The 23,567-nt window shown below is 68.4% G+C and carries 26 protein-coding genes and 1 tRNA gene; 16 read left to right on the top strand and 11 right to left on the bottom strand.

The genetic code is table 11. The features are described from left to right. Positions 1 to 153: 153 nt before the first annotated feature. Positions 154 to 2,634, top strand: a complete 2,481-nt coding sequence (locus V7E00_RS16210; RefSeq protein ID WP_333573634.1) for a circularly permuted type 2 ATP-grasp protein — start codon at positions 154 to 156, stop codon at positions 2,632 to 2,634. Further along, positions 2,634 to 3,524 carry a transglutaminase family protein gene (locus V7E00_RS16205; RefSeq protein WP_333573890.1) on the top strand — a complete coding sequence of 297 codons (891 nt, stop codon included), beginning with the start codon at positions 2,634 to 2,636 and terminating at the stop codon, positions 3,522 to 3,524. Before V7E00_RS16210 ends, V7E00_RS16205 begins: the two co-directional genes overlap by 1 nt. A gap of 8 nt (positions 3,525 to 3,532) precedes the next feature. Here V7E00_RS16205 and V7E00_RS16200 read toward each other — a convergent pair whose 3' ends face one another. Further along, complete coding sequence (locus tag V7E00_RS16200) at positions 3,533 to 4,765, bottom strand: phospholipase D-like domain-containing protein (protein ID WP_333573633.1); 1,233 nt, start codon at positions 4,763 to 4,765, stop codon at positions 3,533 to 3,535. 149 nt (positions 4,766 to 4,914) lie between these two features. Between V7E00_RS16200 and rpoZ the strand changes: the two genes are divergently transcribed. Next, on the top strand, positions 4,915 to 5,259 hold the full coding sequence (gene rpoZ, locus V7E00_RS16195) for a DNA-directed RNA polymerase subunit omega (protein WP_294257031.1): 345 nt from the start codon (positions 4,915 to 4,917) through the stop codon (positions 5,257 to 5,259). A gap of 63 nt (positions 5,260 to 5,322) precedes the next feature. Here the strand turns inward: rpoZ and V7E00_RS16190 are convergent, their stop codons facing one another. Genes V7E00_RS16190 through V7E00_RS16180 form a run of 3 tightly spaced genes read right to left on the bottom strand, consistent with a single transcriptional unit; the run spans position 5,323 to position 7,636 of the window. Beyond that, positions 5,323 to 5,859, bottom strand: coding sequence for a DUF4269 domain-containing protein (locus V7E00_RS16190; RefSeq protein ID WP_333573632.1), 537 nt, complete (start codon positions 5,857 to 5,859; stop codon positions 5,323 to 5,325). Between the two features lie 31 nt (positions 5,860 to 5,890). Further along, positions 5,891 to 6,580, bottom strand: a complete 690-nt coding sequence (locus tag V7E00_RS16185) for an RlmE family RNA methyltransferase (protein ID WP_333573631.1) — start codon at positions 6,578 to 6,580, stop codon at positions 5,891 to 5,893. A gap of 18 nt (positions 6,581 to 6,598) precedes the next feature. Continuing rightward, positions 6,599 to 7,636: a Ppx/GppA phosphatase family protein gene (locus V7E00_RS16180; RefSeq protein ID WP_333573630.1), complete on the bottom strand. Its 1,038-nt coding sequence runs from the start codon at positions 7,634 to 7,636 to the stop codon at positions 6,599 to 6,601. Between the two features lie 179 nt (positions 7,637 to 7,815). On the opposite strand from V7E00_RS16180, the gene V7E00_RS16175 reads away from it, so the two are divergent. After that, positions 7,816 to 7,889: transfer RNA gene (locus V7E00_RS16175), tRNA-Gln, on the top strand. A 99-nt stretch (positions 7,890 to 7,988) separates the two neighbouring features. Further along, positions 7,989 to 8,264 (top strand): hypothetical protein, encoded by a 276-nt coding sequence (locus V7E00_RS16170; RefSeq protein WP_333573889.1) that lies wholly within the window; start codon positions 7,989 to 7,991, stop codon positions 8,262 to 8,264. A gap of 17 nt (positions 8,265 to 8,281) precedes the next feature. On the opposite strand, the gene V7E00_RS16165 is transcribed toward V7E00_RS16170, so the two are convergent. Both V7E00_RS16165 and V7E00_RS16160 read right to left on the bottom strand, forming a co-directional pair. Then, positions 8,282 to 9,574, bottom strand: coding sequence for an MFS transporter (locus V7E00_RS16165; RefSeq protein WP_333573629.1), 1,293 nt, complete (start codon positions 9,572 to 9,574; stop codon positions 8,282 to 8,284). Beyond that, positions 9,571 to 9,894 (bottom strand): antibiotic biosynthesis monooxygenase family protein, encoded by a 324-nt coding sequence (locus tag V7E00_RS16160; RefSeq protein ID WP_333573628.1) that lies wholly within the window; start codon positions 9,892 to 9,894, stop codon positions 9,571 to 9,573. The genes V7E00_RS16165 and V7E00_RS16160 overlap by 4 nt, the downstream gene beginning before the upstream one ends. Before the next feature lie 64 nt (positions 9,895 to 9,958). Here V7E00_RS16160 and V7E00_RS16155 point away from each other — a divergent pair, with 64 nt between their 5' ends. Next, positions 9,959 to 10,714: a sulfite exporter TauE/SafE family protein gene (locus V7E00_RS16155; protein WP_333573627.1), complete on the top strand. Its 756-nt coding sequence runs from the start codon at positions 9,959 to 9,961 to the stop codon at positions 10,712 to 10,714. Positions 10,715 to 10,844: 130 nt separating this feature from the next. On the opposite strand, the gene V7E00_RS16150 is transcribed toward V7E00_RS16155, so the two are convergent. After that, positions 10,845 to 11,780, bottom strand: coding sequence for a ribose-phosphate pyrophosphokinase (locus V7E00_RS16150; RefSeq protein ID WP_010542779.1), 936 nt, complete (start codon positions 11,778 to 11,780; stop codon positions 10,845 to 10,847). Between the two features lie 118 nt (positions 11,781 to 11,898). On the opposite strand from V7E00_RS16150, the gene gltX reads away from it, so the two are divergent. The 8 genes from gltX to V7E00_RS16110 all read left to right on the top strand — a co-directional run bounded on the left by gltX (position 11,899) and on the right by V7E00_RS16110 (position 18,004). Beyond that, a complete protein-coding gene (gltX, locus tag V7E00_RS16145) occupies positions 11,899 to 13,230 on the top strand; it encodes a glutamate--tRNA ligase (RefSeq protein ID WP_333573626.1) in 1,332 nt (443 codons plus the stop codon). 88 nt (positions 13,231 to 13,318) lie between these two features. After that, on the top strand, positions 13,319 to 13,990 hold the full coding sequence (locus V7E00_RS16140; protein ID WP_333573625.1) for an energy transducer TonB: 672 nt from the start codon (positions 13,319 to 13,321) through the stop codon (positions 13,988 to 13,990). Positions 13,991 to 14,063: 73 nt separating this feature from the next. Beyond that, positions 14,064 to 14,411 (top strand): hypothetical protein, encoded by a 348-nt coding sequence (locus tag V7E00_RS16135; RefSeq protein WP_333573624.1) that lies wholly within the window; start codon positions 14,064 to 14,066, stop codon positions 14,409 to 14,411. Between the two features lie 14 nt (positions 14,412 to 14,425). After that, positions 14,426 to 15,373 carry a bifunctional diaminohydroxyphosphoribosylaminopyrimidine deaminase/5-amino-6-(5-phosphoribosylamino)uracil reductase RibD gene (ribD, locus tag V7E00_RS16130; RefSeq protein ID WP_333573888.1) on the top strand — a complete coding sequence of 316 codons (948 nt, stop codon included), beginning with the start codon at positions 14,426 to 14,428 and terminating at the stop codon, positions 15,371 to 15,373. Then, entirely contained in the window at positions 15,373 to 15,981 is a 609-nt protein-coding gene (locus V7E00_RS16125) for a riboflavin synthase (RefSeq protein ID WP_333573623.1), read from the top strand. Before ribD ends, V7E00_RS16125 begins: the two co-directional genes overlap by 1 nt. After that, positions 15,968 to 17,104, top strand: coding sequence for a 3,4-dihydroxy-2-butanone-4-phosphate synthase (gene ribB, locus V7E00_RS16120; protein WP_333573622.1), 1,137 nt, complete (start codon positions 15,968 to 15,970; stop codon positions 17,102 to 17,104). Before V7E00_RS16125 ends, ribB begins: the two co-directional genes overlap by 14 nt. Then, positions 17,104 to 17,523, top strand: coding sequence for a 6,7-dimethyl-8-ribityllumazine synthase (ribH, locus tag V7E00_RS16115; protein WP_333573621.1), 420 nt, complete (start codon positions 17,104 to 17,106; stop codon positions 17,521 to 17,523). Before ribB ends, ribH begins: the two co-directional genes overlap by 1 nt. A 10-nt stretch (positions 17,524 to 17,533) precedes the next feature. Continuing rightward, a complete protein-coding gene (locus V7E00_RS16110) occupies positions 17,534 to 18,004 on the top strand; it encodes a hypothetical protein (RefSeq protein ID WP_333573620.1) in 471 nt (156 codons plus the stop codon). Here V7E00_RS16110 and V7E00_RS16105 read toward each other — a convergent pair. After that, positions 17,992 to 19,107 (bottom strand): alkene reductase, encoded by a 1,116-nt coding sequence (locus V7E00_RS16105; protein WP_333573619.1) that lies wholly within the window; start codon positions 19,105 to 19,107, stop codon positions 17,992 to 17,994. The two genes, V7E00_RS16110 and V7E00_RS16105, sit on opposite strands and share 13 nt — an antisense overlap. A gap of 55 nt (positions 19,108 to 19,162) precedes the next feature. Here V7E00_RS16105 and V7E00_RS16100 point away from each other — a divergent pair, with 55 nt between their 5' ends. Both V7E00_RS16100 and V7E00_RS16095 read left to right on the top strand, forming a co-directional pair. Beyond that, positions 19,163 to 20,068 (top strand): DMT family transporter, encoded by a 906-nt coding sequence (locus V7E00_RS16100; RefSeq protein ID WP_333573618.1) that lies wholly within the window; start codon positions 19,163 to 19,165, stop codon positions 20,066 to 20,068. A 40-nt stretch (positions 20,069 to 20,108) separates the two neighbouring features. Next, positions 20,109 to 20,765, top strand: coding sequence for a COQ9 family protein (locus V7E00_RS16095; protein ID WP_333573617.1), 657 nt, complete (start codon positions 20,109 to 20,111; stop codon positions 20,763 to 20,765). On the opposite strand, the gene V7E00_RS16090 is transcribed toward V7E00_RS16095, so the two are convergent. From V7E00_RS16090 to V7E00_RS16080, 3 genes are read right to left on the bottom strand one after another with little or no spacing between them, the layout of a single operon-like run. Next, entirely contained in the window at positions 20,750 to 21,868 is a 1,119-nt protein-coding gene (locus tag V7E00_RS16090; protein ID WP_333573616.1) for a CaiB/BaiF CoA transferase family protein, read from the bottom strand. The genes V7E00_RS16095 and V7E00_RS16090 overlap by 16 nt on opposite strands. After that, a complete protein-coding gene (locus V7E00_RS16085) occupies positions 21,865 to 22,383 on the bottom strand; it encodes a GNAT family N-acetyltransferase (RefSeq protein ID WP_333573615.1) in 519 nt (172 codons plus the stop codon). The genes V7E00_RS16090 and V7E00_RS16085 overlap by 4 nt, the downstream gene beginning before the upstream one ends. Next, positions 22,383 to 23,567, bottom strand: a complete 1,185-nt coding sequence (locus tag V7E00_RS16080; RefSeq protein ID WP_333573614.1) for an acyl-CoA dehydrogenase — start codon at positions 23,565 to 23,567, stop codon at positions 22,383 to 22,385. The genes V7E00_RS16085 and V7E00_RS16080 overlap by 1 nt, the downstream gene beginning before the upstream one ends.

Raw genomic sequence — 23,567 nt, 5'->3', positions numbered from 1 at the left:
AATTCGCGTCCGCTGCTGCAACGCACGCGGCATCACGGGGGTTGTGATCCCGGGAGGAAGTGCGCCCGGCTCGGCTGATCGGTCCCGCACATCTCCCGTGTTGCATGGCACCATGGTTTCGCCCATCACCTCGGCCGAGAAAGGGAAGCAGCTGTGGCCAGCCTTGCCGAGGCGGGATTGTTCGATGCGGGCACGATCGCCGATCGTTGGATCGCCGATTATTGTGCCCATGCACCCGCCGGGGACGTGCTGTGCGCGGACGTCGGCGCGCCGTGGAGCGCGCTGTTCGAGGAACTTGCAGGGCTTTCGGGCGACGGACTGACCATCGCCCGAGAGCGTGCGCACCGCCATGCCGAGGACATCGGCACCGGCTATCGCATCGGCGACGAAGGCGACGAGCGCCCGTGGCCGCTCTCCCCCGTCCCGCTGCTGATCGACGAGACCGAGTGGCGCGCGATCGAGGCGGGCATCGCCCAGCGCGCCGAGTTGATGGAGCGGCTGCTCCAGGATTGCTACGGCCCTACCCGGCTGATCACCGACGGCTACCTCCCCGCCGCGCTGCTCACCGGCAGCCCTTTCTTCCTGCGCCCGCTCACGCACCTGACGCCGCCGGGCGAACACCATCTCCATTTCGTCGCCTTCGATGTGTGCCGCAGCCCGGATGGTCATTGGCGCGTGCTGGCGGACCATCTTCGCGCCCCTGCCGGTGCCGGCTATGCGCTGGAGAACCGGCTGGCGATGGCGCGGACGCTGGGCGGGCTGCAGGGCCGGCTCAATATCGAGCGCCACGCGCCTTTCTTCGCCGCCTTCCGCGACGGCATCGCCGCCGCCTGCCGCCGCGCCGAGCCGCGCATGGCGCTGCTCACCCCCGGCCGGTTCACCGCCAGCTATGCCGAGCAGGCGCATCTCGCGCGCTATCTTGGCTTCCTGATGGTCGAAGGCGCCGATCTCGCGGTGCTCGACGATCGCGTCTATGTCCGCACCATCGCCGGGCTGAAGCGGGTGGATGCGCTGTGGCATCGCTTCGATCCGCGCTATCTTGATCCGCTGGCACTCGATTCGCATTCGTCGATCGGCGTGGCCGGGCTGATCGACGCGACCGTTGCCGGCAATGTCGTGATCGCCAATGCGCCAGGCGCCGGGCTGCTCGAGGCACCCGCCTTCGCCGCCTTCCTGCCGCGCCTCAGCGAGGTCCTGCTCGGCGAGCCGCTGCGCCTGCCGAACATCGCCACCTGGTGGTGCGGCCAGCCCGCAGAGGCAGCCCATGTCGCGGCGAATCTCGATCAGATGGTCATTGCGCCGGCCTTTTGCACCCCGCCGCTCGGGCTGCCGGAGGGCAAGGCGGTGCTCGGCGCGCACCTCGATGCCGCGGCGCGGGCGGCGTTGCTGGATGACCTTACCCGCCGGCCGCAGGATTATGTCGGGCAGGAAGTCGTCTGCCTTTCGACCATGCCTTTCGTGGCAGACGATCGCCTGGCGCCGCGACCCTTCACCCTTCGCGTCTTCGCCGCGCGCGATGCCGCCGGCCGCTGGACGGTGCTGCCCGGCGGCTTCGCGCGGATCGGCGAGCATGCCGATGCGCGAGCAGCGGTGATGGGCGAAGGCAGCTGGTCGGCCGACGTCTGCATCCACGGACCCGATCCGGTGGCGCCGGTCTCGCTCCTCCCCTCAGGCGATTCGACCCAGCTGCGTCGCAATCCCGGCACGCTGCCCAGTCGGGTGGCGGACAACATGTTCTGGCTCGGCCGCTATCTCGAGCGCGGCGAAGCGCTGCTGTCGGTGCTGCGCGTGCTGCTCGGCCATTCGATCAGCGCAGATACCGGCGCGGCGCTGGCGGCCGATACGGTGGACCGGCTTGCCCAGCTGGTGGTTGCGGCGGGCGCCGCCCCGGCGCCGCGGGGCCTGAAGCGGCAGGACCTAACCCAGCTTGCCCGCACCGCGCTGGAGGCGGGCGAGGGCTGGACCAGCGTCCGCGCGATCAACGCCCAGGCCCGCTCGATCGGCGCCGTTTCGCGCGACCGCCTTTCGGCCGACATGATCCGTCTGCTTGATGCGCCTTTCCCCGAGCGCGGCGTGCTGCTCGATCGCGCCGGATCGCTGCAACGACGCTATTCGGCGCTGGCAGGGCAGGCCGGCGAGCATATGGGCCGTACCGACGCCTGGCGCTTCCACGATCTCGGCCGCCGCATCGAGCGGGCGCTGGCGACGATCGGATTCCTGCGCCCGCTCGGCGGCCCTCAGGCAACCGCCGACGATCTCTCCACGCTGCTCGACCTTGCCGACAGCCAGATCAGCTATCGCCAGCGCTACCTGACCGGAATCGGCCGCGTCCCGGTGCTCGACCTGCTGGCGCTCGATCCCGGCAACCCGCGCGGGCTCGCCTTCCAGGCGGCGGCGATCTCGGCGCATCTGAATGCGCTGCCCGTCCTTTCGGATGACGGCCTTGCCGAGTCGCAGCAGGAACAGGCGCGGGGTATCGCCGCGACGCTGGTCACCGCGCGCGCAACCGCGATCGACGATGCCTGGCTTGCCGATCTCCAGGCCCGGCTGTGGAGCCTGTCGGACGCAGTCGCCCGCCGCTACTTCCTCCACGGCGCCGAGCCGTTGCGCGCGGCGGGGCTGGTCCTCGCATGATGCTCTACCGCATCCGCCATGTGACGCGATTCGACTATGCCCAGCCGGTGGCGTTCGCGCGGTGCAATTTGCGGCTGAAGCCGATCCTCTGGTCCGGCCAGATGATCGAGGAATATGCGCTGAGCATCCAGCCTGGCGGCCGCACCTATCCTGCCCGTGCCGAGGCCGGGCTCGCCAATGTCGTGCGACTGGTGGTGGAGCATGAGGCCAGCAGCCTGACGATCGATAGCAGCGCACAGGTGCGCGTGGATCGCCAGATCCCGATTCCTGCTGTCAGCGATCCCACGATCGCGCAGATCGCCGCCTGGGCGCGTGACAGCCGCGATCCCACGCCCGCCGGGCCCGCCGCCTATCTTTTCCCCTCGCCGCTGATCCCGCTCGATCGCGACATCGCCGATTGGTGCGCCGAGGAACTGCATCCCGGTCGCGGGATCCTCGAAGCCGGGATCGCGCTGGCGCAGCGCATCCAGCGCGACTTCGCCTTCGATCCCACCGCGACGCTGGTCGACACGCCACCGCACGAAGCGTTCGCGAAACGGGGCGGCGTCTGCCAGGATTTCGCGCAGATCATGCTTTCTGGGCTACGCGCCGCCGGACTGCCCGCCGCCTATGTCTCCGGCTATCTGCGCACGCTGCCGCCGCCGGGCCAGCCGCGCCTGGTCGGCGCGGACGCCACCCATGCCTGGGTGCTGCTGTGGGGCGGACCAGACCTCGGCTGGGTGGGCGTCGACCCGACCAACGGCATCTGGATGGCCGAGGACCACATCGTCATGGCGGTCGGCCGAGACTATGCCGATATCGCCCCGATCGACGGCATTGTGCTCGGCTCGGGCGCGCAGGCCATGCACGTCTCAGTCGACGTGGAGCCGCTGGAAACCGGGACGTCCTGACCGCAAGATCAGTGCTCGACCGGGCCCTTGTCGCCGAAGTTGAGCCCGCGCGTGACGTTATAATCGAGCACCGCCATCACGAAATACGCCCCGAACTGCCGCACTCGCGTCCACCAGCCCGTCCGCGCCTTGTACAGTTCGGGCGTGATCCGCTCCGACTGGGCGATCTCCCCGTCGACATAGCTGCGGACATGCGCGGCAAATGCCGGATCCTGCACGCGCAGCATCAGCTCGAGGTTGAGGAACATGCTGCGGATGTCGAAATTGGCCGAGCCGATATGGACGACGTCGTCGATCACATAGAGCTTGGTGTGCAGCTTGGTCGGCTGATATTCGTAGATCTGCACCTGTTTGCGCAGCAGCCCGGCATAGGTGAACCGCGCGGCCCAGATCGCGGCGGTATGATCGAGCTTCGACGGCAGGACCAGCCGCACCCGCCCGCGCCGCCCCGCCTTGTCCAGCCGCCGCAGCATCGCCGGGCTCGGCGCGAAATAGGCCGCGATCAGGTCCAGCGTGTTTGCCCGCTCCATGTCGTGCTTCACCACCCGCGCCCAGGGCGACAGGCGCCGCATCGGCCCGCCGAGCAGCCAGCGGGTCTGCCCCTCGGGCTCGCTCCATGCCTTCAGCGTCCGCCCCAGCGACCGCAGCGTGGCACGCGGGCGCTTGGCCCATACGGCGAGCGCGTCGAAATAGCCGGTCAGCCGCCTGGCCGCAGGCCCTTCCACCAGCAACCCCATGTCGCGCCACGCCTGCTCGGCGACGGTCCCGAAATAATCCTCCTCGATGTTGAACCCGCCGACGATCACCCGCGCCTCGTCGGCCAGCGCCAGCTTCTGGTGATTGCGCAAGAGGTAGCGCCGGCCCCAGCGCGGCACGAATCGGCAGACCTCGACCCCGGCGGCGTGGAGCGGATCGAAGAAATCATTGCTCTCGGCATGCTCGCTGCCGAGCCCGTCGACGATCAGATGGACCCGCACGCCGCGCGCGGCGGCGTCGATCAGCGCCTGACGGACCGCGGCGCCGGCCGCGTCGTCGAGATAGATATAGTAAAGCACCCGCAGCGTGCGCTCGGCACCGGCGATCAGCGCGAGCAGCGCGCGCATGCGCTCCGGCCCCTCCGGCAGCAGCGTCAGCCGGTTGCCGTCGACGGTGAAGCTGGGCTGGGCGAGCGGCAGCATCGCCGGGGCATGCCCCGCGGCCAGCGCATCGGCAAGCGGTTCGGGATCGGCATAGGGTGCCATCGAGCGGGAGCCTCCGGTGGGTGAACCAGCGTAACGATCGAAGCCGCGCAGCGCTCCCTCGGGCCGGCGCGGCGGCTTTTCTTGACATTTGCGGGCTCGGCCCCTAACTGGCCGGTCTTTCCCGGCCCTGACATCTAAGGAAGAACAGGATGGCGCGCGTCACTGTCGAAGATTGCGTCGACAAGATTCCGAACCGGTTCGACCTGGTGCTGTTCGCTGCGCAGCGCGCGCGGCAGATCTCCGGTGGTGCCGACCTGACGCTGGATCGCGATCGCGACAAGAACCCGGTCGTCGCCCTGCGCGAGATCGCCGAAGAGACCGTGCGTCCCGATCACCTGCAGGAAGCAGTCGTGTCGAGCCTGCAGCGCGTCCGCGTCGACGACGAGGATGCGCCGGACGAGGTCGGCTCGATCCAGGCCCAGGCCGAGGCGCTTCGCCTCACCGCGGCGGCGCCGCCCCGCAACCAGAATCTGGGCGGCGACTACGAGGGCTGATCGCCTTCGCGTTCGTACCGAAGCAACAAGGGGCTGGCGGAAACGCCGGCCCTTTTTGTTTGCCTAGCGAGTGGCCCGGTTAAGCCGTGCCGCGAGGCCAGCATCGTCCAGCGGCTCCAGCAAAAGCAATGCGGCATAGGGATCGCCGTCCAGCCCCAGCAGTTGGGCGAAAGCCGGTTCGGTTTTCGCACCGGCGCGGCGCAGCGCCATGATGGCCTCCGCAAAGGCCGGGCCGCCCAACGCCAGCAGGCGCTGTTCAATACGGAAGTGGCGCCAGCCAAGTTGTTCGGCGACGGGCCGTGCCTGGCCGAACAGTTCGAAGATCCAGCCCACGCAGCGGAACCGCGCAACCATCGGTCGATCGCTGCCCTGCCACTGCCAGATCGCGAAATCCGGCTGGTCGGCAAAGGCGTGCCACACCGCCTCGGCAAATCGCAGCGGATCGGGCGCATGGCAGAGGATGTCGATGTCGCTGGCAGGCAGGTCGAGCCCGAGCGGCGGCGTACCGGCGACGTGGGGATCGAAGGCAGCGAGCCGCCCCAGCACGCCGCTGCGCGCGATCGCCTCCACATAGGATGGGCGCTGCGGCGTCTGGGTCATGCGGCAGGCTCTCCCCGACCGAAGCCGGGCCCTATTCCCCTTCCGCTTCGCCGGCGGCGCTGCGCCCCTTGAAGCCCTGTGCCACCACATACCATTCCACCGATCCCTTGCGGCTCGCCGGCGGCTTGGCATGCTTCACCGTGGTGAAGGCGCGCTTCATCTCGGCGATCAGCGCCGAATCGGCACCGCCGGCGAACACCTTGGCGACGAAATCGCCGCCCGGTGCCAGCGTCTTGAGCGCGAAGTCGAACGCGGTTTCCACCAGCGCCATCGTGCGCAGCGCATCGGTCTGCGGATGGCCGACCGTGTTGGCGGCCATGTCCGACAGGATCAGGTCCGGCGCGCCGCCCAGTTCCTCGATCAGCCGATCGGGCGCGGCATCGTCCATGAAGTCCATCTGGAGCAGCGTCGCGCCTTCGATCGGGTCCACCGGCAGCAGGTCGATGCCGACCACCGCCGCCTTGGGCAGCACGCGCCGCACCACCTGCGTCCAGCCGCCCGGAGCAACCCCCAGATCAACCACGCGCTTGGCGCCCTTGAGGAAGCCGAACTTCTCGTCCAGCTCGGTAAGCTTGTACGCCGCGCGGCTGCGATAGCCCTCGGCCTTGGCGCGCCGGACATAGGGGTCGTTCAGCTGGCGCTCCAGCCAGCGCGTCGATTGCGCCGTACGGCCGCGCGCCGTGCGCACGCGGACATGGCCGCGGCCACCGCCCCTGCTCATCGCTTCTTCCTCACAACCTTATAAGGGCGCGCCGCCGATCAGCCGCCGCAGGATACCTTCGCGAATGCCGCGATCGGCGATGCCTAGCCGCTCGGCGGGCCAGATGTCGAGGATCGTCTCCAGGATCGCGCAGCCGGCCGAGACGAGATCGGCGCGTTCGTTGCCGATGCACGGCACCTGGGCGCGCTCCTTGACGCTCATCGCGGCGATTCGCGCGCTCACCTCGCGCATCGCCGCGCTCGGCACGATCAGCCCGTCGACCGCCGAGCGATCATAGGAAGCGAGCCCGAGATGCACGCTTGCCAGCGTCGTCACCGTCCCGCTGGTGCCGAGCAGCCGCGGCGTGCCCTTGGGCGGCCGCAGCCGCGCGACGAAGGGCGCGAAGCTCTCCCGCACCCGGTTTCGCATGTCGGCATAGGCAGCGGCGCGGGCGTCGGCGTCCACCGCCTTGCTCTGCCCGGTTGCCTCGCTCAGCGACACCACGCCCCAGGGCGCGCTGTGCCAGTCGAGGATGCGCGGGATCGGCGCATGCGAATCGACCAGCACCAGCTCGGTCGAGCCGCCGCCGATGTCGAACACCAGCGCCGGCCCGTCACCGGGCTCGAGCAGCGCGTGGCAGCCGAGCACCGCCAGCCGCGCCTCCTCCTCAGCGGTGATGATGTCCAGCGCGATTCCCGTCTCGCGATAGGCGCGCTCGATGAATTCGGCGCCGTTCTCGGCCTGCCGGCAGGCCTGGGTCGCGACCGAGCGGGCGAGCGCCACGTTGCGGCGCTTGAGCTTGTCCGCGCAGATTCGCAGCGCCGCGAGCGTCCGCTCGATCGCCGCGTCGGACAGGCGACCGGTCGTTGCCAGGCCCTCGCCCAGCCGCACGATTCGCGAAAAGGCATCGATCACGGCAAACCCCGCGCCTTGCGGACGGGCGATCAGCAACCGGCAATTATTGGTACCCAGATCCAGCGCGGCATAGTGGCGCGCTTCGGGCCAGCGCGGCGCCGGCCCTTTCGCAGCCGGTGGCGCCACAGGGCGGGCAGCGGAAACGCGCCTCCCGCGGGGCATTCTGGCGGAGCCATCCCCCATCACATCAACTCGCTTATCTTCTTCCGTCACCGAACCAAAACGGCCCGGCCGGTGCTTGGATGCGAGGCTAGACGAGCAAAGATGGCAGCGCAAGGCGAGCGCGCGATTGCGGCGTTGACACGCGCCGCACATCCCCCTATCTGCGCCGACCTGTCCGGTGCCCCGTCGTCTAAAGGTAAGACTACGGACTCTGACTCCGTCAATTGAGGTTCGAATCCTCACGGGGCATCCAAACAGTTTTCCAGCTCCCCTGAAAATCCGATCGACGCCCGCTGGATGCCCGTTCCGGCGGCATGCGAATCACATGGCGGCGCGCGCCAGCGAGGATGCAATGGCTAAGCGGAAACGATATCTGACGGCGACCCTGCCAGACGGGTATGTGAAGACGATCGGGCCGACATCCGCACCGTTCACCCACTACTGGCGCATTGTCGCGGAACTGGGCGGCGGCCGCACCGAGGTTTTCTGGGGGCACAGCAAATCGCTGAAGGAAGCGACGGGTAAGCGTGCGGCCGCGGAAGACGCTGCCCGCCAGCGCGGCTGGGCGCGCTACGCGTTCGAGATTGTCGAGCTGATTGAGGAGGATCGTCCGCGCGAACGGTCTTGATCCCTTTTCCGGGGGGCTCAGAACGTCGCGAAACGCTGTCGCGTCGCGATCCAGCCATAGCCGAACAACACGGCCAGCGCCGCCGCCGCGACCAGGAAGGGCAGCGATCCCCAAAATTCGTACATCGCCACGCCGATCGACGGCCCCAGCACGAACGCTGCGCCGTTGATCGAGGTGACCCGCCCCGCCACCGATCCCTGCGCATGCGGCCCCACCGCGAGCGACGCGCCAGCCGTGAATCCAGGCCGTGCGAAACCCATGCCGAGCGCGATCGTCGCATAGCCCAGCGCAATGCCGTAGAGCGATCCTGCCATCGCCGTCGCCACGCATCCCAGTGCCCCAAGCGCCGCCCCGGCGAGGATCAGCGCGCGCGGCTTCAGCTCGAGCAGCGGGATCAGCCCCCATTGCACCAGCAGCGAGGCCCCGGCGCCGATCATCAGGACCAGGCCCGTCGGCTCCAGCGCCGCGGCAGGAGCAAGCGCGAGCCGATCGATGATCAGGAAGCCGATCGCCTGGCCAGTCATCGCCTGGGCGTGCCCCGCCACGAGCCCGGCGATCATCCAGGGGCGGACGCGCGGATCGAAGGTGCGGACACGCTCGGCATGCTCGCCCACCGCTGCCGCGACGCTGGCGCCGGTCCCCTGCCCCCCGATCGAAGGGTAGCTGGTCGCCGCGCCATGTTCGACCGCGCCCGATTCGCGCGGCAACAGCCGCAGCACGGCGGCGAACAGCACCAGCCCCACTGCGCTTGCGACGAAGGCGGGGCCGGAAAGGCCGATCAGCGGTCCGCCGGGCCAGAGATGCCCCATCACCAGATAGGGGGCGACGGCCGGTCCCAGGATCGTCCCCAGGCCGAATGCCGAGGCCAGCAGGGTCAGCGCCTTGGTGCGGTCCTCGCGGCTGGTGCGCGCGGCAACGATCGCCTGCACCGCCGGCGGGGCGGCCGAGCCGAAGGCGCCGTACAGCATCCGCCCCACCACAAAGGCGGCAAAGGTGGCGAACGGGCTCAGCACGCCGTTGATGCCGAGCGCCAGGCACAGCCCGCACAATCCCAGCGACGCAGTGAAGCCGATAATGCCGAGCAGCACCATCGCGCGCCGCCCAGCGCGTTCCGAACGCGCCGCCCAGAAGGGCGCGGTGAGCATCCAGAGCAGCGCCGAGACAGAAAAGACTGCCGCAACCGCACTATCGGCGGCGTGCAGCGAGCGGCCGAGCGCGGGGAGGATCGATTGCAGCGCGGTATTGCCGGCCGCGATCATCAGCATCACGCCGAACAGCAGCGCGAAATCGCGGTCGATCGCCCGCGTCATGCCCGGCGCCAACGATAGCCGCGCTCCACGCGCGTGACGATCACCTCATACCATTCGTACCAACGCTCCCGCCCCTGCGCGCGGATCGCGGCGTGCTCGGGATGGTCGCGCCAGGCCAGCGCGCTCGCATCGTCGGCCCAATAACTGATCGTGATGCCCACGCCCGCGTCGCCGCGCTGCGATTCCACGCCGCGATAGCCGGGCTGCCGCGCCGCCAGCACGTCCATCGCCGTCGCCGCTTCGGCATAGCCTGCAGCGTCTTCGTCGGTGCGCTTCGATACGAACAGCACCGCGATCTGGCCGGTACGATCCTCTCCCATCCAGGAATCGTAGAACGCGCGCAGCGCTTTGCAATCCGTGCCAGCCCTGCGAAAGCGGTCGTCGATGATCACCGACTGGCATTTCTATGCGCTCGCCGTGCCCGCCGTGCTGCTGCTCGGCCTGTCCAAGGGCGGGTTCGCGGGCATGGGCGCGCTGTCGCTGCCGCTGCTGGCACTGGCGATCGATCCAGTGCGCGCCGCGGCGATCACGCTGCCGATCCTGATCCTGCAGGACGTGGTGAGCGTCTGGGCGTTCCGCCGCACTGTCGACTGGCGGCTGCTGGCATGGATGCTGCCGGGATCGATGGCCGGCATCGCGCTCGGCTATGGGTTTGCCGCGAACGTCTCGCCGGTGCTGGTGCTGGCGGCAGTAGGTGCGATCTCGATCCTGTTCGGGCTCTACCGGCTCTGGGCAAGCGGGCGGAAGACACCGGCGGCGACAGCGCGCTGGCCCGAATGGGTGGGCAGCCTGTTCGGGATCGCCTCGGGCTTCACCAGCCAGATCGCGCATGCCGGCCAGCCGCCCTTCCAGCTCTGGGTGCTGCCGCGGGGCCTTCCCCGCGATCGGCTGGTGGGCACGACCGCGCTGTTTTTCGCCGCGACCAACTGGATCAAGGTGCCGGCCTATTGGGCCCTCGACCAGTTCACCCTCGCGAACCTGCTGACCTCCGCCGCGCTGTTCCCGCTGGCGCTGGTGTCGACGCTGGCGGGGGTGTGGCTGGTGCGCCGCGTATCGCCGGAGCGATTCTACACGGCGATTTATGTGCTGATGATCGCGGTGGGGGGTGCGCTGATCTGGGAGGCGGTGGCGAAGGGCTGAAGCGTATCAAGCCCCTCCTCCTGGGAGGAGGGGTTGGGGGTGGAGGGATTCCAGAACGCCTGTCGGCCTCTGCGAGACACTGCCCCACCCCAACCCCTCCCCTGAAGGGGAGGGGCTAAGTTTGGTGGGCTTAATCGAACAGGCTGGAGACGGAGCTTTCATCCGCGATGCGGCGGATGGCTTCGGCGATCAGCGGGGCGATGGTGAGGTGGCGGACCTTCTCGCCGGCCGCGACCACCTCGTGGTTGCCGATCGAATCGGTGATCACCAGCTCGCGCAGCTCGGACTTGGCGACGCGCGCCATTGCCGCGCCCGAAAGCACGCCATGCGTGCAATAGGCAACCACGTCCTCGGCCCCGGCAGCCTTCAGCGCTGCGGCGGCGTTGCACAGCGTGCCCGCAGAATCGACGATGTCGTCGATCAGGATGCAGAAGCGACCCTTCACTTCGCCGATGATGTTCATCACCTCGGACTCACCCGGCCGCTCGCGGCGCTTGTCGACAATGGCGAGGGGCGCATTGTCCAGCCGCTTGGCGAGCTGGCGGGCGCGGACCACGCCGCCCACGTCGGGGGAGACGACCATCCACTGCTTGTCGATGAAGCGGGTCTGGATATCGGCCGACATCACCGGTGCCGCGAACAGATTGTCCGTCGGGATGTCGAAAAAGCCCTGGATCTGCCCGGCGTGGAGATCGACCGAGAGGACGCGATTGGCGCCCGCCGTGGTGATCAGATTGGCAACCAGCTTGGCCGAGATCGGCGTGCGCGGACCCGGCTTCCGGTCCTGGCGGGCATAGCCGAAATAGGGGAGCACCGCCGTGATCCGCTTGGCCGACGCGCGACGGAGCGCGTCGATCATGATCAGCAGCTCCATCAGATTGTCGTTCGCCGGATAGCTGGTCGACTGGAGCACGAACACGTCCTCGCCGCGCACATTCTCCAGGATCTCGACGAAGATCTCCTCGTCGGCAAAGCGGCGGACGTTCGCCTGGGTGAGCGGAATCTCCAGATAGTCGGCGATGGCGCTCGCCAGCGGCAGGTTCGAATTGCCGGCCATGAGTTTCATAGAGTGTGTGGCCTCCCGTGCCGCTTCGCGATGTCCCGATGCCCGCGCCCTTTAGTGCGACGTTTCCGTGACGCAAAGAGGCATTGCCGCTTTGGCTGTGCCAGCCTAGGCCGAACGCATGACCGTCGTGACCCGTTTCGCCCCCAGCCCCACCGGCACCTTGCATGTCGGCAACCTGCGGACCGCGCTCCACAATTGGCTGTTCGCGCGTCGTCATGGGGGCAGCTTCCTGCTTCGGATCGACGATACCGACCAGGCGCGCTCGGAGGAAGCATTTGTCGAGGCAATCCGCGCCGATCTCGCCTGGATGGGGCTGACGCCGGATGCCGAGGAACGCCAATCGGCGCGATTCGATCGCTACGAGGCGCGATTCGCCCAGCTGGTCGCCGATGGCCGGGTCTATCCGGCGTATGAGACGGCGCAGGAACTCGATCTGAAGCGCAAGGTGCTGCTCGGCCGTGGCCTGCCGCCGGTCTATGATCGCGCGGCGCTCGCACTCACCGAGGCGGATCGCGCCAAGCTGGAAGCGGACGGCGTGCGCCCGCACTGGCGCTTCAAGCTGGATCATGACGCGGCGATCGGCTGGGACGATCTCGTGCGCGGTCCCCAGCGATTCGAGGCGAAGCTGCTCAGCGATCCGGTGGTGCGCCGCGCCGACGGCTCCTGGCTGTACCTGCTGCCGAGCGTGATCGACGATATCGACATGGGCGTCACCCATGTGGTGCGCGGCGAGGACCATGTCTCCAACACCGCCACGCAGATCCAGATGTTCGACGCCCTGGGCGGCGCGGTTCCCGGCTTCGCGCACGAGGCACTGCTCACCGGCGCGGAGGGCAAGCTCTCCAAGCGGCTCGGCTCGCTCGGCATCGACCATTTCCGCGCGGCGGGCATCGAGCCGCAGGCGCTGATCGCCCTGCTCGCCCGACTCGGCACCAGCGATCCGGTCGAGCCGTTCGCCGATTCGGCCCCGTTGATCGCCGGCTTTGATTTCGGCCGCTTCGGCCGTGCCCCGGCGCGGTTCGACGAAGCCGAGCTTTCCCAGCTCAACGCGCGGATCGTCCACCAGCTGGAGCATGCGGCGGTTGCCGATCGCCTGCCGGCGAGCATCGACGCCGCCGGCTGGGAGGCGATCCGGCCGAATCTCGCCAGCGTTGCCGAGGCGGCGGACTGGTGGGCGGTGGTCGAAGGGCCGATCGCGGCGCCGCCGGTCGAGGCGGAGAATCGGGACTTCCTCGTCCAGGCGCGAATCGTGGCGGAAGGGCTCGACTGGTCGGCCGACCCGTGGCGCGCCCTCACCGATGCACTGAAAACCGCGAGCGGGCGCAAGGGCAAGGCGCTGTTCCTGCCGCTCCGCCGCGCGCTCACGGGGCGCGATCACGGCCCGGACATGGCCGCATTGCTGCCGCTGATCGGCAAGGATCGTGCGCTGGAACGGCTCGGAGCAGGCTGAGCCGTTCTATCTTTACGTCCGTCATGTAACGTTGTACCATTACCTTCATCCGGCATTCAGACCGGTGTTGGAGAAGGAGTGCAACGTCATGCATGCCGATACCCGTTATCATGCCAATGCACCGCGTTCGGTCAGCTTCGGGGCCGCGCTTGCCATCAATGGGGCGATTATCGCGGGGATGATCTTCGCTGCGCCGAACATCATCGTGCTCAAGAACCCGGACAAGATCATGGAGCCGGTCAACGTGCGGGACATGCCGCCACCGCCGCCGATCGACGACCCCAAGCCCGTGGACAAGATCCAGCCCCGCACCACGCCGCAGCCGGTGGCGCAGAAGCCGATCGTGGCGACGACAAGCCCCAACGACACCAACACCACAACACATATCGACGAAACACCGCGCGTGATCGACAAGCCCGCCGATCCCGGCCCGACGACGGTGATCGACCCGCCCAGGCCCGTCGCCACGCTCATCGGTCCCACCACCGACCCGCGCTACGCACACGACTTCCAGCCCGAATATCCGGCGCAAGAGATGCGCGCCCAGCGGGACGGCCTTGTCACCCTGCGCGTGCTGATCGGCACCGACGGGCGGGTGAAGTCCGTGGAGCAGGTCAGCGCGACCAGCGATGCCTTCTTCGCGGTCACCAAGCGCCAGGCGCTCGGCAAATGGCGCTTCCGCCCGGCGACGCGCGGCGGCGTGGCCGAGGAAAGCTGGAAAACCATGACCGTCCGGTTCCGGATCGAAGACGCCCGCTGATCGCCCTCCGATGCCAGCGGCGTGGACGCGGGGGCTGGCCCTTATGCCCCCGCGTCCCTATCTTCGCCCCTCGATGACCTTCCTCAAGTACATCTCGCCGCCCAAGGCACTGCGTGACCTGCGCGGCTATCTGGCCACCCGCAAACGCCACGAACTCTGGTTCATGATGCTCGCGCTGGTGGTTACCTTCGGCATCATCGTGGTGTTCGTGAAGGATTCGCACGTTCCGGTGCCGTACAAGAAGAACATCATCTACGTGGACAGCTGGCCGATCACCCGCACCGAGGAAGAGATCCGCGCCAAGCAGAAGGTCGACGAGGCCAAACGCCAGGAAGAGGAAGCGGCGTTCCTGGAGCGGCAGAAAAAGCGCCAGGCCGATTTCAAGAAATATGACGACTGGCTGAAGAAGCACGGGATTTGAGCGACGCGCACTGGATGGCGGTGGCGCTGGGCCTGGCCGAGCGCGGACGGGGGCGAACGGCACCCAACCCCAGTGTCGGCTGCGTCCTCGTCCGGGATGGGCGGGTGATCGGCCGCGGCTGGACCCAGCCCGGTGGCCGCCCCCATGCCGAGGCCATGGCGCTGGCACAGGCCGGCGACGCCGCACGCGGCGCCACGGCGTATGTAACGCTGGAGCCCTGCGCCCATGTCTCGCCGCGCGGGCCCGCCTGTGCCGATCTGCTGATTGCAGCGGGCGTGGCCCGAGTCGTCGCCGCGCTGCGCGATCCGGATGCCCGAACCGACGGCACCGGCTTTGCGCGGCTGCAAGAGGCCGGGATCGCAGTCGAATCCGGCCTGATGGCGGTCGAAGCCCGGCGCAGCATGGCCGGGTTCCTAACCCGCCTCGCCAAGGGGCGGCCGCTCGTCACGCTCAAGCTCGCCACCTCACTCGACGGACGAATCGCGCTCTCCACCGGCGAGAGCAAGTGGATCACCGGCCCGGCGGCCCGCGCCCATGCCCATCTCGAGCGCGCCCGGCATGACGGCATCCTTGTCGGCCGCGGCACCTTCCTCGCCGACGTCCCGAAACTGGACGTCCGCCTGCCCGGCCTCGCCGATCGCGCACCGCGCCGCATCCTGCTTTCGTCCACCGGCCCCACCCCGCCGGGTTGGGAACGGATCGCCGACGTCGCCGACATCCGGCACCTCGCCGGAATCGACACGCTGATGGTGGAAGGCGGCGCCAAGGCAGCGACGGCCTTTCTCCGCGCCGACATGGTCGACCGGCTCCTTCTTTACCGCGCGCCGATCCTGCTCGGTGGCGGCAAACCCGCGGTCGAGGCGTTCGGCCTCGCCGCATTGTCCGAGGCGCATGATCGCTGGCGTCTACTGGACTCTCGACTGCTTGGCAGCGATCGGTTCGAGGTCTACGAGCGCAACTGATGTTCACCGGAATCGTAAGCGATGTCGGCACGATCGACGCGGTAGAGCGCCAGGGCGACCTGCGCGTGCGCGTGTCGACGGGCTATCCCACCCATGAGATCGACCTCGGCGCCTCGGTCGCCTGTTCGGGCGTGTGCCTGACGGTGGTCGACAAGGGGCCGAACTGGCTCGATTTCGACGTGTCGGGCGAGACCGTGTCGCGCACCGCCGAGGACCAGTGGACCGCCGGCCGCAAGCTCAACCTCGAACGCGCGCTTCGCCTGGGCGACGAGCTGGGCGGGCATATCGTCACGGGCCATGTCGACGGCGTCGGCCGGGTGAAGCTGGTCGAGGCGATCGACGGCTCGCACCATGTGGTGATCGCGGCGGGACCGGAGATCGCCCCCTATGTTGCGCCCAAGGGCTCGATCACCGTCGACGGCGTCTCGTTGACGGTCAACGCGGTGGAAGACGTGGCCGAGGGCGTCGAATTCCATCTCAACATCATCCCCCACACCGCCGCGGTCACCACCTTCGCCACGCTGGCGGAAGGCCAGGCGGTCAATCTGGAGATCGACGTGCTGGCGCGCTATCTTCAGCGCATGGAGGCATTGCGTGCCAAAGGCTGAACTCGCCGCGCTCAAGCACGGCTTCCTCTCCTCGCCCGAGGAACTGATCGACGAGGCCCGCAACGGCCGCATGTTCATTCTGGTCGATGACGAGGATCGCGAGAATGAAGGCGATCTGGTCATCCCCGCGCAGATGGCGACGCCCGATGCGATCAACTTCATGGCCAAATATGGCCGCGGGCTGATCTGCCTGGCGATGACCAAGGCGCGCGTCGACCAGCTCGGGCTCGAGCTGATGAGCCGCGCCAACGGCACCCGGCACGAAACCGCCTTCACCGTCTCCATCGAGGCGAAGGAAGGCGTGACGACCGGCATCTCCGCCGCCGACCGCGCCCGCACCATCTCGGTCGCGATCGACGCCGGCAAGGACCGGGCGGACATCGTCACCCCGGGCCATGTCTTCCCGCTCGTCGCACGCGACGGCGGCGTGCTGGTGCGCGCCGGCCATACCGAGGCGGCGGTGGACGTGGCCCGCCTCGCCGGACTCAACCCCGCCGGCGTGATCTGCGAGATCATGAAGGACGACGGGACGATGGCGCGGCTCGACGATCTCGTCGGCTTCGCGCAGCTCCACAACCTCAAGATCGGCACGATCCGCGACCTGATCGCCTATCGCCGCCGGCACGACCACCTGGTGGAGCAGCGGGCCGAGGCACGCTTCACCAGCCAGTGGGGCGGCGAATGGCGCGCGCTCACTTTCTGGAACAAGGCGACGGGTTCGGAGCAGGTCGCCCTGGTCAAGGGCAAGATCGACCCCGACACGCCCACGCTGGTGCGCATGCACGCGCTCTCGCCGTTCGGCGACCTGTTCGGCGAAGCGGGCGCGCGCGGCGGGCTGCTGCGCCGATCGATGGAGATCATCGGCGAGGAAGGCGCGGGCGTGATCGTCGTGATCAACAAGCCGCGGGCCGACCAGTTCACGCTGGCGCTGCAGGCGCAGGCCGGCACGATCGGCGCGAAGGACATGGACGAGCTGCGCGATTACGGCGTCGGCGCGACCATCCTCACCGAACTCGGCGTGCAGGACATGATCCTGCTCACCAACACCCATCACACGCTGATCGGGCTCGACGGCTACGGCCTGTCGATCGTCGGCGAACGTCCCATCGATCTGGAGCAATAATGGCCAACATCCTCATCGTCGAAGCGCACTTCTACGAGCATCTCAACGACATGCTGATCGCCGGCGCCAAGGCGGCGATCGAGGCGGCGGGGCACAAGGCCGAGGTGCTGACGGTACCGGGCGCGCTGGAGATCCCGGGCGCGGTGGCGCTGGCGGCAGACAGCGGCCGCTACGATGCGTTCGTCGCGATCGGCGTGGTGATCCGCGGCGAAACCTATCATTTCGAGATCGTCGCCGGCGAAAGCGCGCGCGGGCTGATGGCGCTCTCGATGGACGGCCTGCCGATCGGCAACGGCATCCTCACGGTAGAGAACGAGGCGCAGGCGCTGGTCCGCGCAGATCCCGCACAGAAGGACAAGGGCGGCGAGGCCGCCAAGGCGGCGCTGGCGATGCTGGCGCTCAAGGCCAAGTTCGGCTGATCCCATGGACATGCCGCCCTCCCGCTACCGAGTGGAAGAGCGGGGGCGGCGGCTGGTCGTGGTGGATCGCGCCACGGGGCGCGAAGTTTCGCCCACCAAATTCCCCCTCACGCTTGCGGGAGGGGATGCTGCCACGGGCCGACGGCGCTCGGGGCATGCCCCTCCCGCAAGCGGCAAGGGTGCGCAGGCTTGGAAGTTCGGCTTCAGGCAACCGCGCGCAACCCCCGACAGCTTCGTCACGCGCAGCTGGTTCGACGCCAAGGCGCCGCGCACCATCAAGCTCAACTACACCGCCCATTCGCGACTGTCGGTGCTTCGCTTCGGCGGCGCAATCCTCATCGCGCTGCTGGTGACCGGCAGCTTCCTGTTCTGGCCCTGGTTTCCCTTCACCATCGCGGCGGTGCTGACCCCGGCGAAGATGCGCGCGCATCTCCGCGAAGCCAGCACCCGCTGGATTGACGGGTTCGATCAGGCCGACTGAAGCGCCGCCTCGTCGGCGCTCGGGTAATCGGTATAGCCCTCGGCGCCGCCGACGTAGAACAGCTCCTCGCGCTGCGGATTGAGCGGCAGCCCCTCGCGCAGGCGGCGCGGCAGATCCGGGTTGGCGAGGAACGTCCGCCCGAACGCGATGGCATCGGCCTCGCCTGCATCGAGCGCAGCCTGCGCGCTTTCCGCATCATAGTCCGAGTTGAGCGCCAGCACACCGCGATACACCTTGCGCATCGCCGGATGCACCGGCGGCTGGTCGGGCTCGCCCCGGGTGCCGCCGGCGCGCGGCTCGCGCATTTCGAGGAACGCCACGCCGATATCGTCCAGCACCGCGGCGGCGGCTTCGAACAGCGGCACCGGATTGCTGTCGTTGACGCCCTGCACTTCGCCATTGGGCGACAGGCGCACGCCGGTGCGATCGGCACCGATCGTATCTACCACGCGCTGGCTCACCTCGCGCAGCAGGCGGATGCGGTTCTCGATCGATCCGCCATATTCGTCCTCACGGAAGTTCGCGTTGTCGCGCAGGAACTGGTCGATCAGATAGCCATTGGCGGCATGGATCTGCACCCCGTCAAAGCCGGCGCGGATCGCGTTCTCGGCGGCGCGGGCATAATCGTCGAGGATGCCGGGGATCTCGTCGGTGCGCAGCGGCCGCGCCAGGCTGTAGGGCCGCTTGATCTCGCCGGAATCCTCCGCCGGATAGGTGCGCACTTCGCCCGGTGCAGTTGTAGCCGAGGCGGAGACCGGGGGTTCGCCGCCGAGGAAGTCCGAATGGACCAGCCGGCCCATGTGCCAGAGCTGCGACACGATCTTGCCGCCGGCTTCGTGCACCGCTGCGGTGATCGGCTTCCACGCCTCGACCTGTTCGTCGCTCCAGATGCCGGGGGCATAGGCCCAGCCGAGCCCCTGCTGGCTGATGCCGGTCGCTTCGGTGATGATCAGCCCGGCGCTCGCCCGCTGACGGTAATAGTCGATCATGATCGGGGTGGGCACATGGCCGCGCGTGGAGCGGCCGCGGGTGAGCGGCGACATCCACACGCGGTTGGCGGCGTGGATCGCGCCGATCTGAATCGGATCGAACAGGCTGGGCATTGAAATTCCCTCATGCAGCTTGTGACTTGGCGGAGATAGGGCGCTAAACGGCGCCATGCACCGCAACGCACCGACAACAAAAACTTCCCCGGCACGAAGCCATGTTGCGACGGCGCTCGTCGCGGCGCTGATCGCCAACGCCGCGCTGGCCACCGGCCCGCTGTTCGTGCGCATGGCGGATGTGGGGCCGGTATCCGCCGCGTTCTGGCGGCTGATCATCGCCACGCCGGTCCTGTTCGCCGCCGCCACCGCCATGGGGGAGAAGCCCATCGCCGCCGGTCGGGGGCGCTGGTGGATCCTCGCGGTCGCCGGCGTCGTGTTCGCGCTCGATCTGGCCAGCTGGCACATCGGCATCGTCCGAACCACGCTCGCCAACTCCACGCTGTTCGGCAATTCGGCGTCGCTGATCTTCCCGATCTACGGCTTCGTCGTCGCGCGCGCCTGGCCCAGCAAGATGCAGGGTGCGGCCTTGCTGCTGGCGGCGATCGGCGGGGCGCTGCTGCTCGGGCGTTCGGCCGAACTCTCCTCGCGGCATCTAGCGGGCGATCTGTTCTGCCTCGCCGCCGGCGTGTTCTATGCGGTCTATTTCGCGCTGATGGCGCGGGTGCGGGTGTCGCTCGGCCCAGTACCCGCACTGGCCCTTTCCTCGCTCGCCACCATCCCGCCGCTGCTCGTGATCGCGCTGGCGATGGGCGAGCAGATCGTGCCGCATCTGTGGTGGCCGCTGCTCGCGCTCGCCATCGTCAGCCAGCTGATCGGGCAGGGCTGCATGATCTACGCGCTCGGCCATCTCTCGCCGCTGGTGATCGGCATCGCACTGCTGGTGCAGCCGGCGGTCGGCGCGGCGCTCGGCTGGTTCATCTTCGACGAGAAGCTCGCCGCCGCCGATCTGTTCGGTGCGGCGCTGGTGGCCGCGGCGCTGGTGCTGGTGCGGCAGGGCGCGGTACGGCCCAAGGGGTAGGCGGTTGCCGGGGCGCGGCTTCGCGCCTAGATCAGCATCCATGGACCTCGCCGACGCCACCTTGGACGAACTGCGCGCGGCGCTTGCGCCGTCGCTTGCCGCCAACGCCGCCTTCGATGGCTGGAACCAGCGCGCGCTCGACGCCACTGCCGACGGCATGGGCGTAGACCGCGACGTGGCGCGACTCGCCTTTTCGGACGGCCCGCTGGCGATGATCGACGCCTGGTTCGCGCATATCGACCGCGCGATGCTGGACGAGCTTTCGCCCGAGACGCTGGCGGGAATGAAGATCCGTGCGCGAATCACTGCCCTGGTCGAGGCGCGGCTGGCGCTGCTCGCACCCTATCGCGACGCGCTGCGCCGTGCCCTGGCGATCCTCGCCATGCCGCAGAACCTGGCCCGCGCCAGCAAGCTCGGCTGGCGCGCCGCGGACGCGATGTGGCGTGCGGCAGGCGATACGGCCACCGACTATAATCATTATACCAAGCGGATGACGCTCGGCAGCGTCTATGCGGCGACCATCGCGGTGTTCGTCCAGGACGAGAGCGAGGAATGGGCCGACACCCGCGCCTTCCTTGCGCGCCGGATCGACGGAATCATGCGCTTCGAGAAGGCAAAGGCCGGGTTCGTCAATCGCACGACCAACCGGCCGAGCCTCTCCCGCTTCATCGGCCGGCTGCGCTACCCGGCGATCTGAGGCCGGGCCGGGCTGGCATGCTCGGCAATCATACGCTCGCCGTCGATCGTGATCGGGCTGGCGAGGCCCGGCAGCCCCTCGCGCACGATCGCCATGCCGCGGGCAATCACCTGCGGATCGGCGAACACCTCGTCGACGCGGTTGATCGGTCCCGCCGGCACGCCCTGCGCCTCCAGCGCCTCGTACAGATCGGCCTTGGCCCAATCGAGGATCGCGCGAGCGAGCTGCGGGATCAGCGCATCACGGTTCGTCACGCGCGCCGGATTGGTGGCGAAGCGCGTGTCCTTCGCCAGATCGAGCCCGAGGATCGCGCAGAGCCTGGCGAACTGCGAGTCATTGCCCACCGCCACGATCAGCTCGCCGTCGCGGCAGGCAAAGGCCTGGTACGGCACCAGATTCGCATGCCCGTTGCCCATGCGGTGCGGCACCTTTCCGCTCGCCATCCAGTTGAGCGCCTGGTTGGCCAGCACCGCCACCTGCGTATCGAGCAGCGCCATGTCGATGTGGGCGCCCGTTCCCTCCAAGTCGCGGCGGCGCAGTGCGGCGAGGATCGCCACCGCGGAATAGACACCGGTGAAGATGTCGGCATAGGCGACGCCCGCCTTTTGCGGCGCGCCGTCGGGCTCGCCGGTAAGGCTCATCGCCCCGCCCATGCCCTGGATGATGAAGTCATAGCCGGCGCGGGCCGCATAAGGCCCGGTCTGGCCGAAACCGGTGATCGAGCAGACGATCAGCCGCGGATTCGCCGCACGCAGGCTGGCGGCATCGAGCCCGTACTTCACCAGCCCGCCGACCTTGTAATTCTCGATCACCACATCAGCATCGGCAATCAGCGCCTTCGCCGCCGCCTGGCCCTCGGGCGTCGCGATATCGATGCCGATACTGGTCTTGCCGCGATTGCAGGCGTGAAAATAGGCGGCGTCGCGGTTGATGCCCTCCGCATCGTGGAGGAAGGGCGGGCCCCAGTGGCGGGTATCGTCCCCCGCCCCGGGCCGCTCGACCTTCACCACCTCCGCACCCAGATCGGCGAGCAGCTGCCCGCACCAGGGCCCCGCGAGGATGCGGGCAAGCTCGACGACCTTGATGCCGGCGAGCGGTTTCACGGGCGGCGAATTGCGTAGACGACGTGGTCGGAAAAGACCTTGCCACCACCACGATGGCGACGACCGGGGATCAGCGTGCCACCGATCTTCGCCATCGCCCCGCGCGACCGCACATTGTTCTCGCCGACCAGGAAGACGACCGTACCCACAAAGCGGTGGATATGATCGAGCATCAGCCGCTTCACCTCGCGGTTATAGGTGCCGCCCCAATAGGCGCGCGCGAGGAACGTCCAGCCGATCTCGATCTCGTCCTCTTCGGGCACATGATAATCGTAGCGGCCGGAGCCGATGATCGCGCCGGTGGCCTTGTCCTCGATCGCAAGGCCGCCGCCGCAGGCCAGCGCCTCGGCAAAGAACTGGCGGAATACCGGCTCCTGCCACCGATCCGGCCGCGGATGCACCTCCCAGATCAGCGGATCGGAGGCGACAGCGTAGAGCGCGTCCCAATCAGCCGGCGCCAGCGGGCGGATGCGGACCCGTTCGCCCTCCAGCACCGGCTGCCGATCGGGCACCATCAGAACGCCGCGATGCCGGTGATCGCCCGGCCGAGAATCAGCCCGTGCACGTCGTGCGTGCCCTCATAGGTGTTCACCGTCTCGAGATTGATCGCGTGGCGGATCACATGGAATTCGGCCGAGATGCCGTTGCCGCCATGCATGTCGCGCGCGACCCGGGCGATCTCGAGCGCCTTGCCGCAATTGTTGCGCTTGATGATGCTGATCGCCTCCGGGCTGAGCGTACCCGCGTCGAACATCCGCCCGCAGCGCAGCGCCGCCTGCAGGCCGAGCGCGATTTCGGTCTGCATGTTGGCCAGCTTGAGCTGCACCAGCTGCGTCGCCGCCAGCGGCCGGCCGAACTGGTGACGGTCGAGCGTGTACTGGCGCGCGGCATGGAAGCACGCCTCGGCCGCGCCCATCGTGCCCCAGGCGATGCCGTAGCGCGCGCGGTTGAGGCAGCCGAACGGGCCCTTCAGCCCCTGAACGTTGGGGAGCAGCGCATCTTCGCCCACTTCCACCCCGTCCATCACGATTTCGCCGGTCACCGAGGCGCGCAAGCTCAGCTTGCCCTCGATCTTCGGGCTGGTGAGCCCCTTCATGCCGCGTTCGAGCACGAAGCCGCGGATCGCGCCGTCATGTGCGTCGCTCTTTGCCCAGACGACGAACACGTCGGCGATCGGCGAATTGGTGATCCACATCTTGGCGCCGGTGATCCGGTAGCCGCCGTCGATCTTTTCGGCGCGGGTGCGCATGCCGGCGGGGTCGGAGCCCGCATCCGGTTCGGTGAGGCCGAAGCAGCCAACCCACTCGCCGCTCGCCAGCTTGGGCAGATACTTCCGCCGCTGCTCCTCACTGCCATAGGCGTGGATCGGATGCATGACGAGCGAGCTCTGCACGCTCATCGCCGAGCGATAGCCCGAATCGACCCGCTCCACCTCGCGCGCAACCAGGCCATAGGCGACATAGCCGAGGCCCGCGCCGCCATAGGTTTCCGGAATCGTCGGGCCGAGCAGGCCCAGCGTGCCCATCTCGGCCATGATCTCGCGGTCGAACCGCTCTTCCAGATAGGCGGAGGTGACGCGCGGGAGCAGCTCGCCCTGCGCATAATCGCGTGCGGCATCGCGCACCATCCGTTCCTCATCGGTCAGCTCGCCATCGAGCCCGAACGGATCCTGCCAGTTGAACCGGCCCATTTCTGCCAT

Source organism: Sphingomonas sp. (genome assembly GCF_036731925.1).
Classification (GTDB): domain Bacteria; phylum Pseudomonadota; class Alphaproteobacteria; order Sphingomonadales; family Sphingomonadaceae; genus Sphingomonas.
This window is presented reverse-complemented; position numbering and strand designations above follow the sequence as displayed.

Excerpts from the sequence above, each read along its gene's own strand:
- V7E00_RS16205 (WP_333573890.1), top strand. The coding sequence starts at position 2,634 with ATGCTCTACCGCATCCGCCATGTGACGCGATTCGACTATGCCCAGCCG.
- V7E00_RS16200 (WP_333573633.1), bottom strand. The coding sequence starts at position 4,765 with ATGGCACCCTATGCCGATCCCGAACCGCTTGCCGATGCGCTGGCCGCG.
- rpoZ (WP_294257031.1), top strand. The coding sequence starts at position 4,915 with ATGGCGCGCGTCACTGTCGAAGATTGCGTCGACAAGATTCCGAACCGG.
- V7E00_RS16190 (WP_333573632.1), bottom strand. The coding sequence starts at position 5,859 with ATGACCCAGACGCCGCAGCGCCCATCCTATGTGGAGGCGATCGCGCGC.
- V7E00_RS16185 (WP_333573631.1), bottom strand. The coding sequence starts at position 6,580 with ATGAGCAGGGGCGGTGGCCGCGGCCATGTCCGCGTGCGCACGGCGCGC.
- V7E00_RS16180 (WP_333573630.1), bottom strand. The coding sequence starts at position 7,636 with ATGCCCCGCGGGAGGCGCGTTTCCGCTGCCCGCCCTGTGGCGCCACCG.
- V7E00_RS16170 (WP_333573889.1), top strand. The coding sequence starts at position 7,989 with ATGGCTAAGCGGAAACGATATCTGACGGCGACCCTGCCAGACGGGTAT.
- V7E00_RS16165 (WP_333573629.1), bottom strand. The coding sequence starts at position 9,574 with ATGACGCGGGCGATCGACCGCGATTTCGCGCTGCTGTTCGGCGTGATG.
- V7E00_RS16160 (WP_333573628.1), bottom strand. The coding sequence starts at position 9,894 with ATGGGAGAGGATCGTACCGGCCAGATCGCGGTGCTGTTCGTATCGAAG.
- V7E00_RS16155 (WP_333573627.1), top strand. The coding sequence starts at position 9,959 with ATGATCACCGACTGGCATTTCTATGCGCTCGCCGTGCCCGCCGTGCTG.
- V7E00_RS16150 (WP_010542779.1), bottom strand. The coding sequence starts at position 11,780 with ATGAAACTCATGGCCGGCAATTCGAACCTGCCGCTGGCGAGCGCCATC.
- gltX (WP_333573626.1), top strand. The coding sequence starts at position 11,899 with ATGACCGTCGTGACCCGTTTCGCCCCCAGCCCCACCGGCACCTTGCAT.
- V7E00_RS16140 (WP_333573625.1), top strand. The coding sequence starts at position 13,319 with ATGCATGCCGATACCCGTTATCATGCCAATGCACCGCGTTCGGTCAGC.
- V7E00_RS16135 (WP_333573624.1), top strand. The coding sequence starts at position 14,064 with ATGACCTTCCTCAAGTACATCTCGCCGCCCAAGGCACTGCGTGACCTG.
- ribD (WP_333573888.1), top strand. The coding sequence starts at position 14,426 with ATGGCGGTGGCGCTGGGCCTGGCCGAGCGCGGACGGGGGCGAACGGCA.
- V7E00_RS16125 (WP_333573623.1), top strand. The coding sequence starts at position 15,373 with ATGTTCACCGGAATCGTAAGCGATGTCGGCACGATCGACGCGGTAGAG.
- ribH (WP_333573621.1), top strand. The coding sequence starts at position 17,104 with ATGGCCAACATCCTCATCGTCGAAGCGCACTTCTACGAGCATCTCAAC.
- V7E00_RS16110 (WP_333573620.1), top strand. The coding sequence starts at position 17,534 with ATGCCGCCCTCCCGCTACCGAGTGGAAGAGCGGGGGCGGCGGCTGGTC.
- V7E00_RS16105 (WP_333573619.1), bottom strand. The coding sequence starts at position 19,107 with ATGCCCAGCCTGTTCGATCCGATTCAGATCGGCGCGATCCACGCCGCC.
- V7E00_RS16100 (WP_333573618.1), top strand. The coding sequence starts at position 19,163 with ATGCACCGCAACGCACCGACAACAAAAACTTCCCCGGCACGAAGCCAT.
- V7E00_RS16095 (WP_333573617.1), top strand. The coding sequence starts at position 20,109 with ATGGACCTCGCCGACGCCACCTTGGACGAACTGCGCGCGGCGCTTGCG.
- V7E00_RS16085 (WP_333573615.1), bottom strand. The coding sequence starts at position 22,383 with ATGGTGCCCGATCGGCAGCCGGTGCTGGAGGGCGAACGGGTCCGCATC.
- V7E00_RS16080 (WP_333573614.1), bottom strand. The coding sequence starts at position 23,567 with ATGGCAGAAATGGGCCGGTTCAACTGGCAGGATCCGTTCGGGCTCGAT.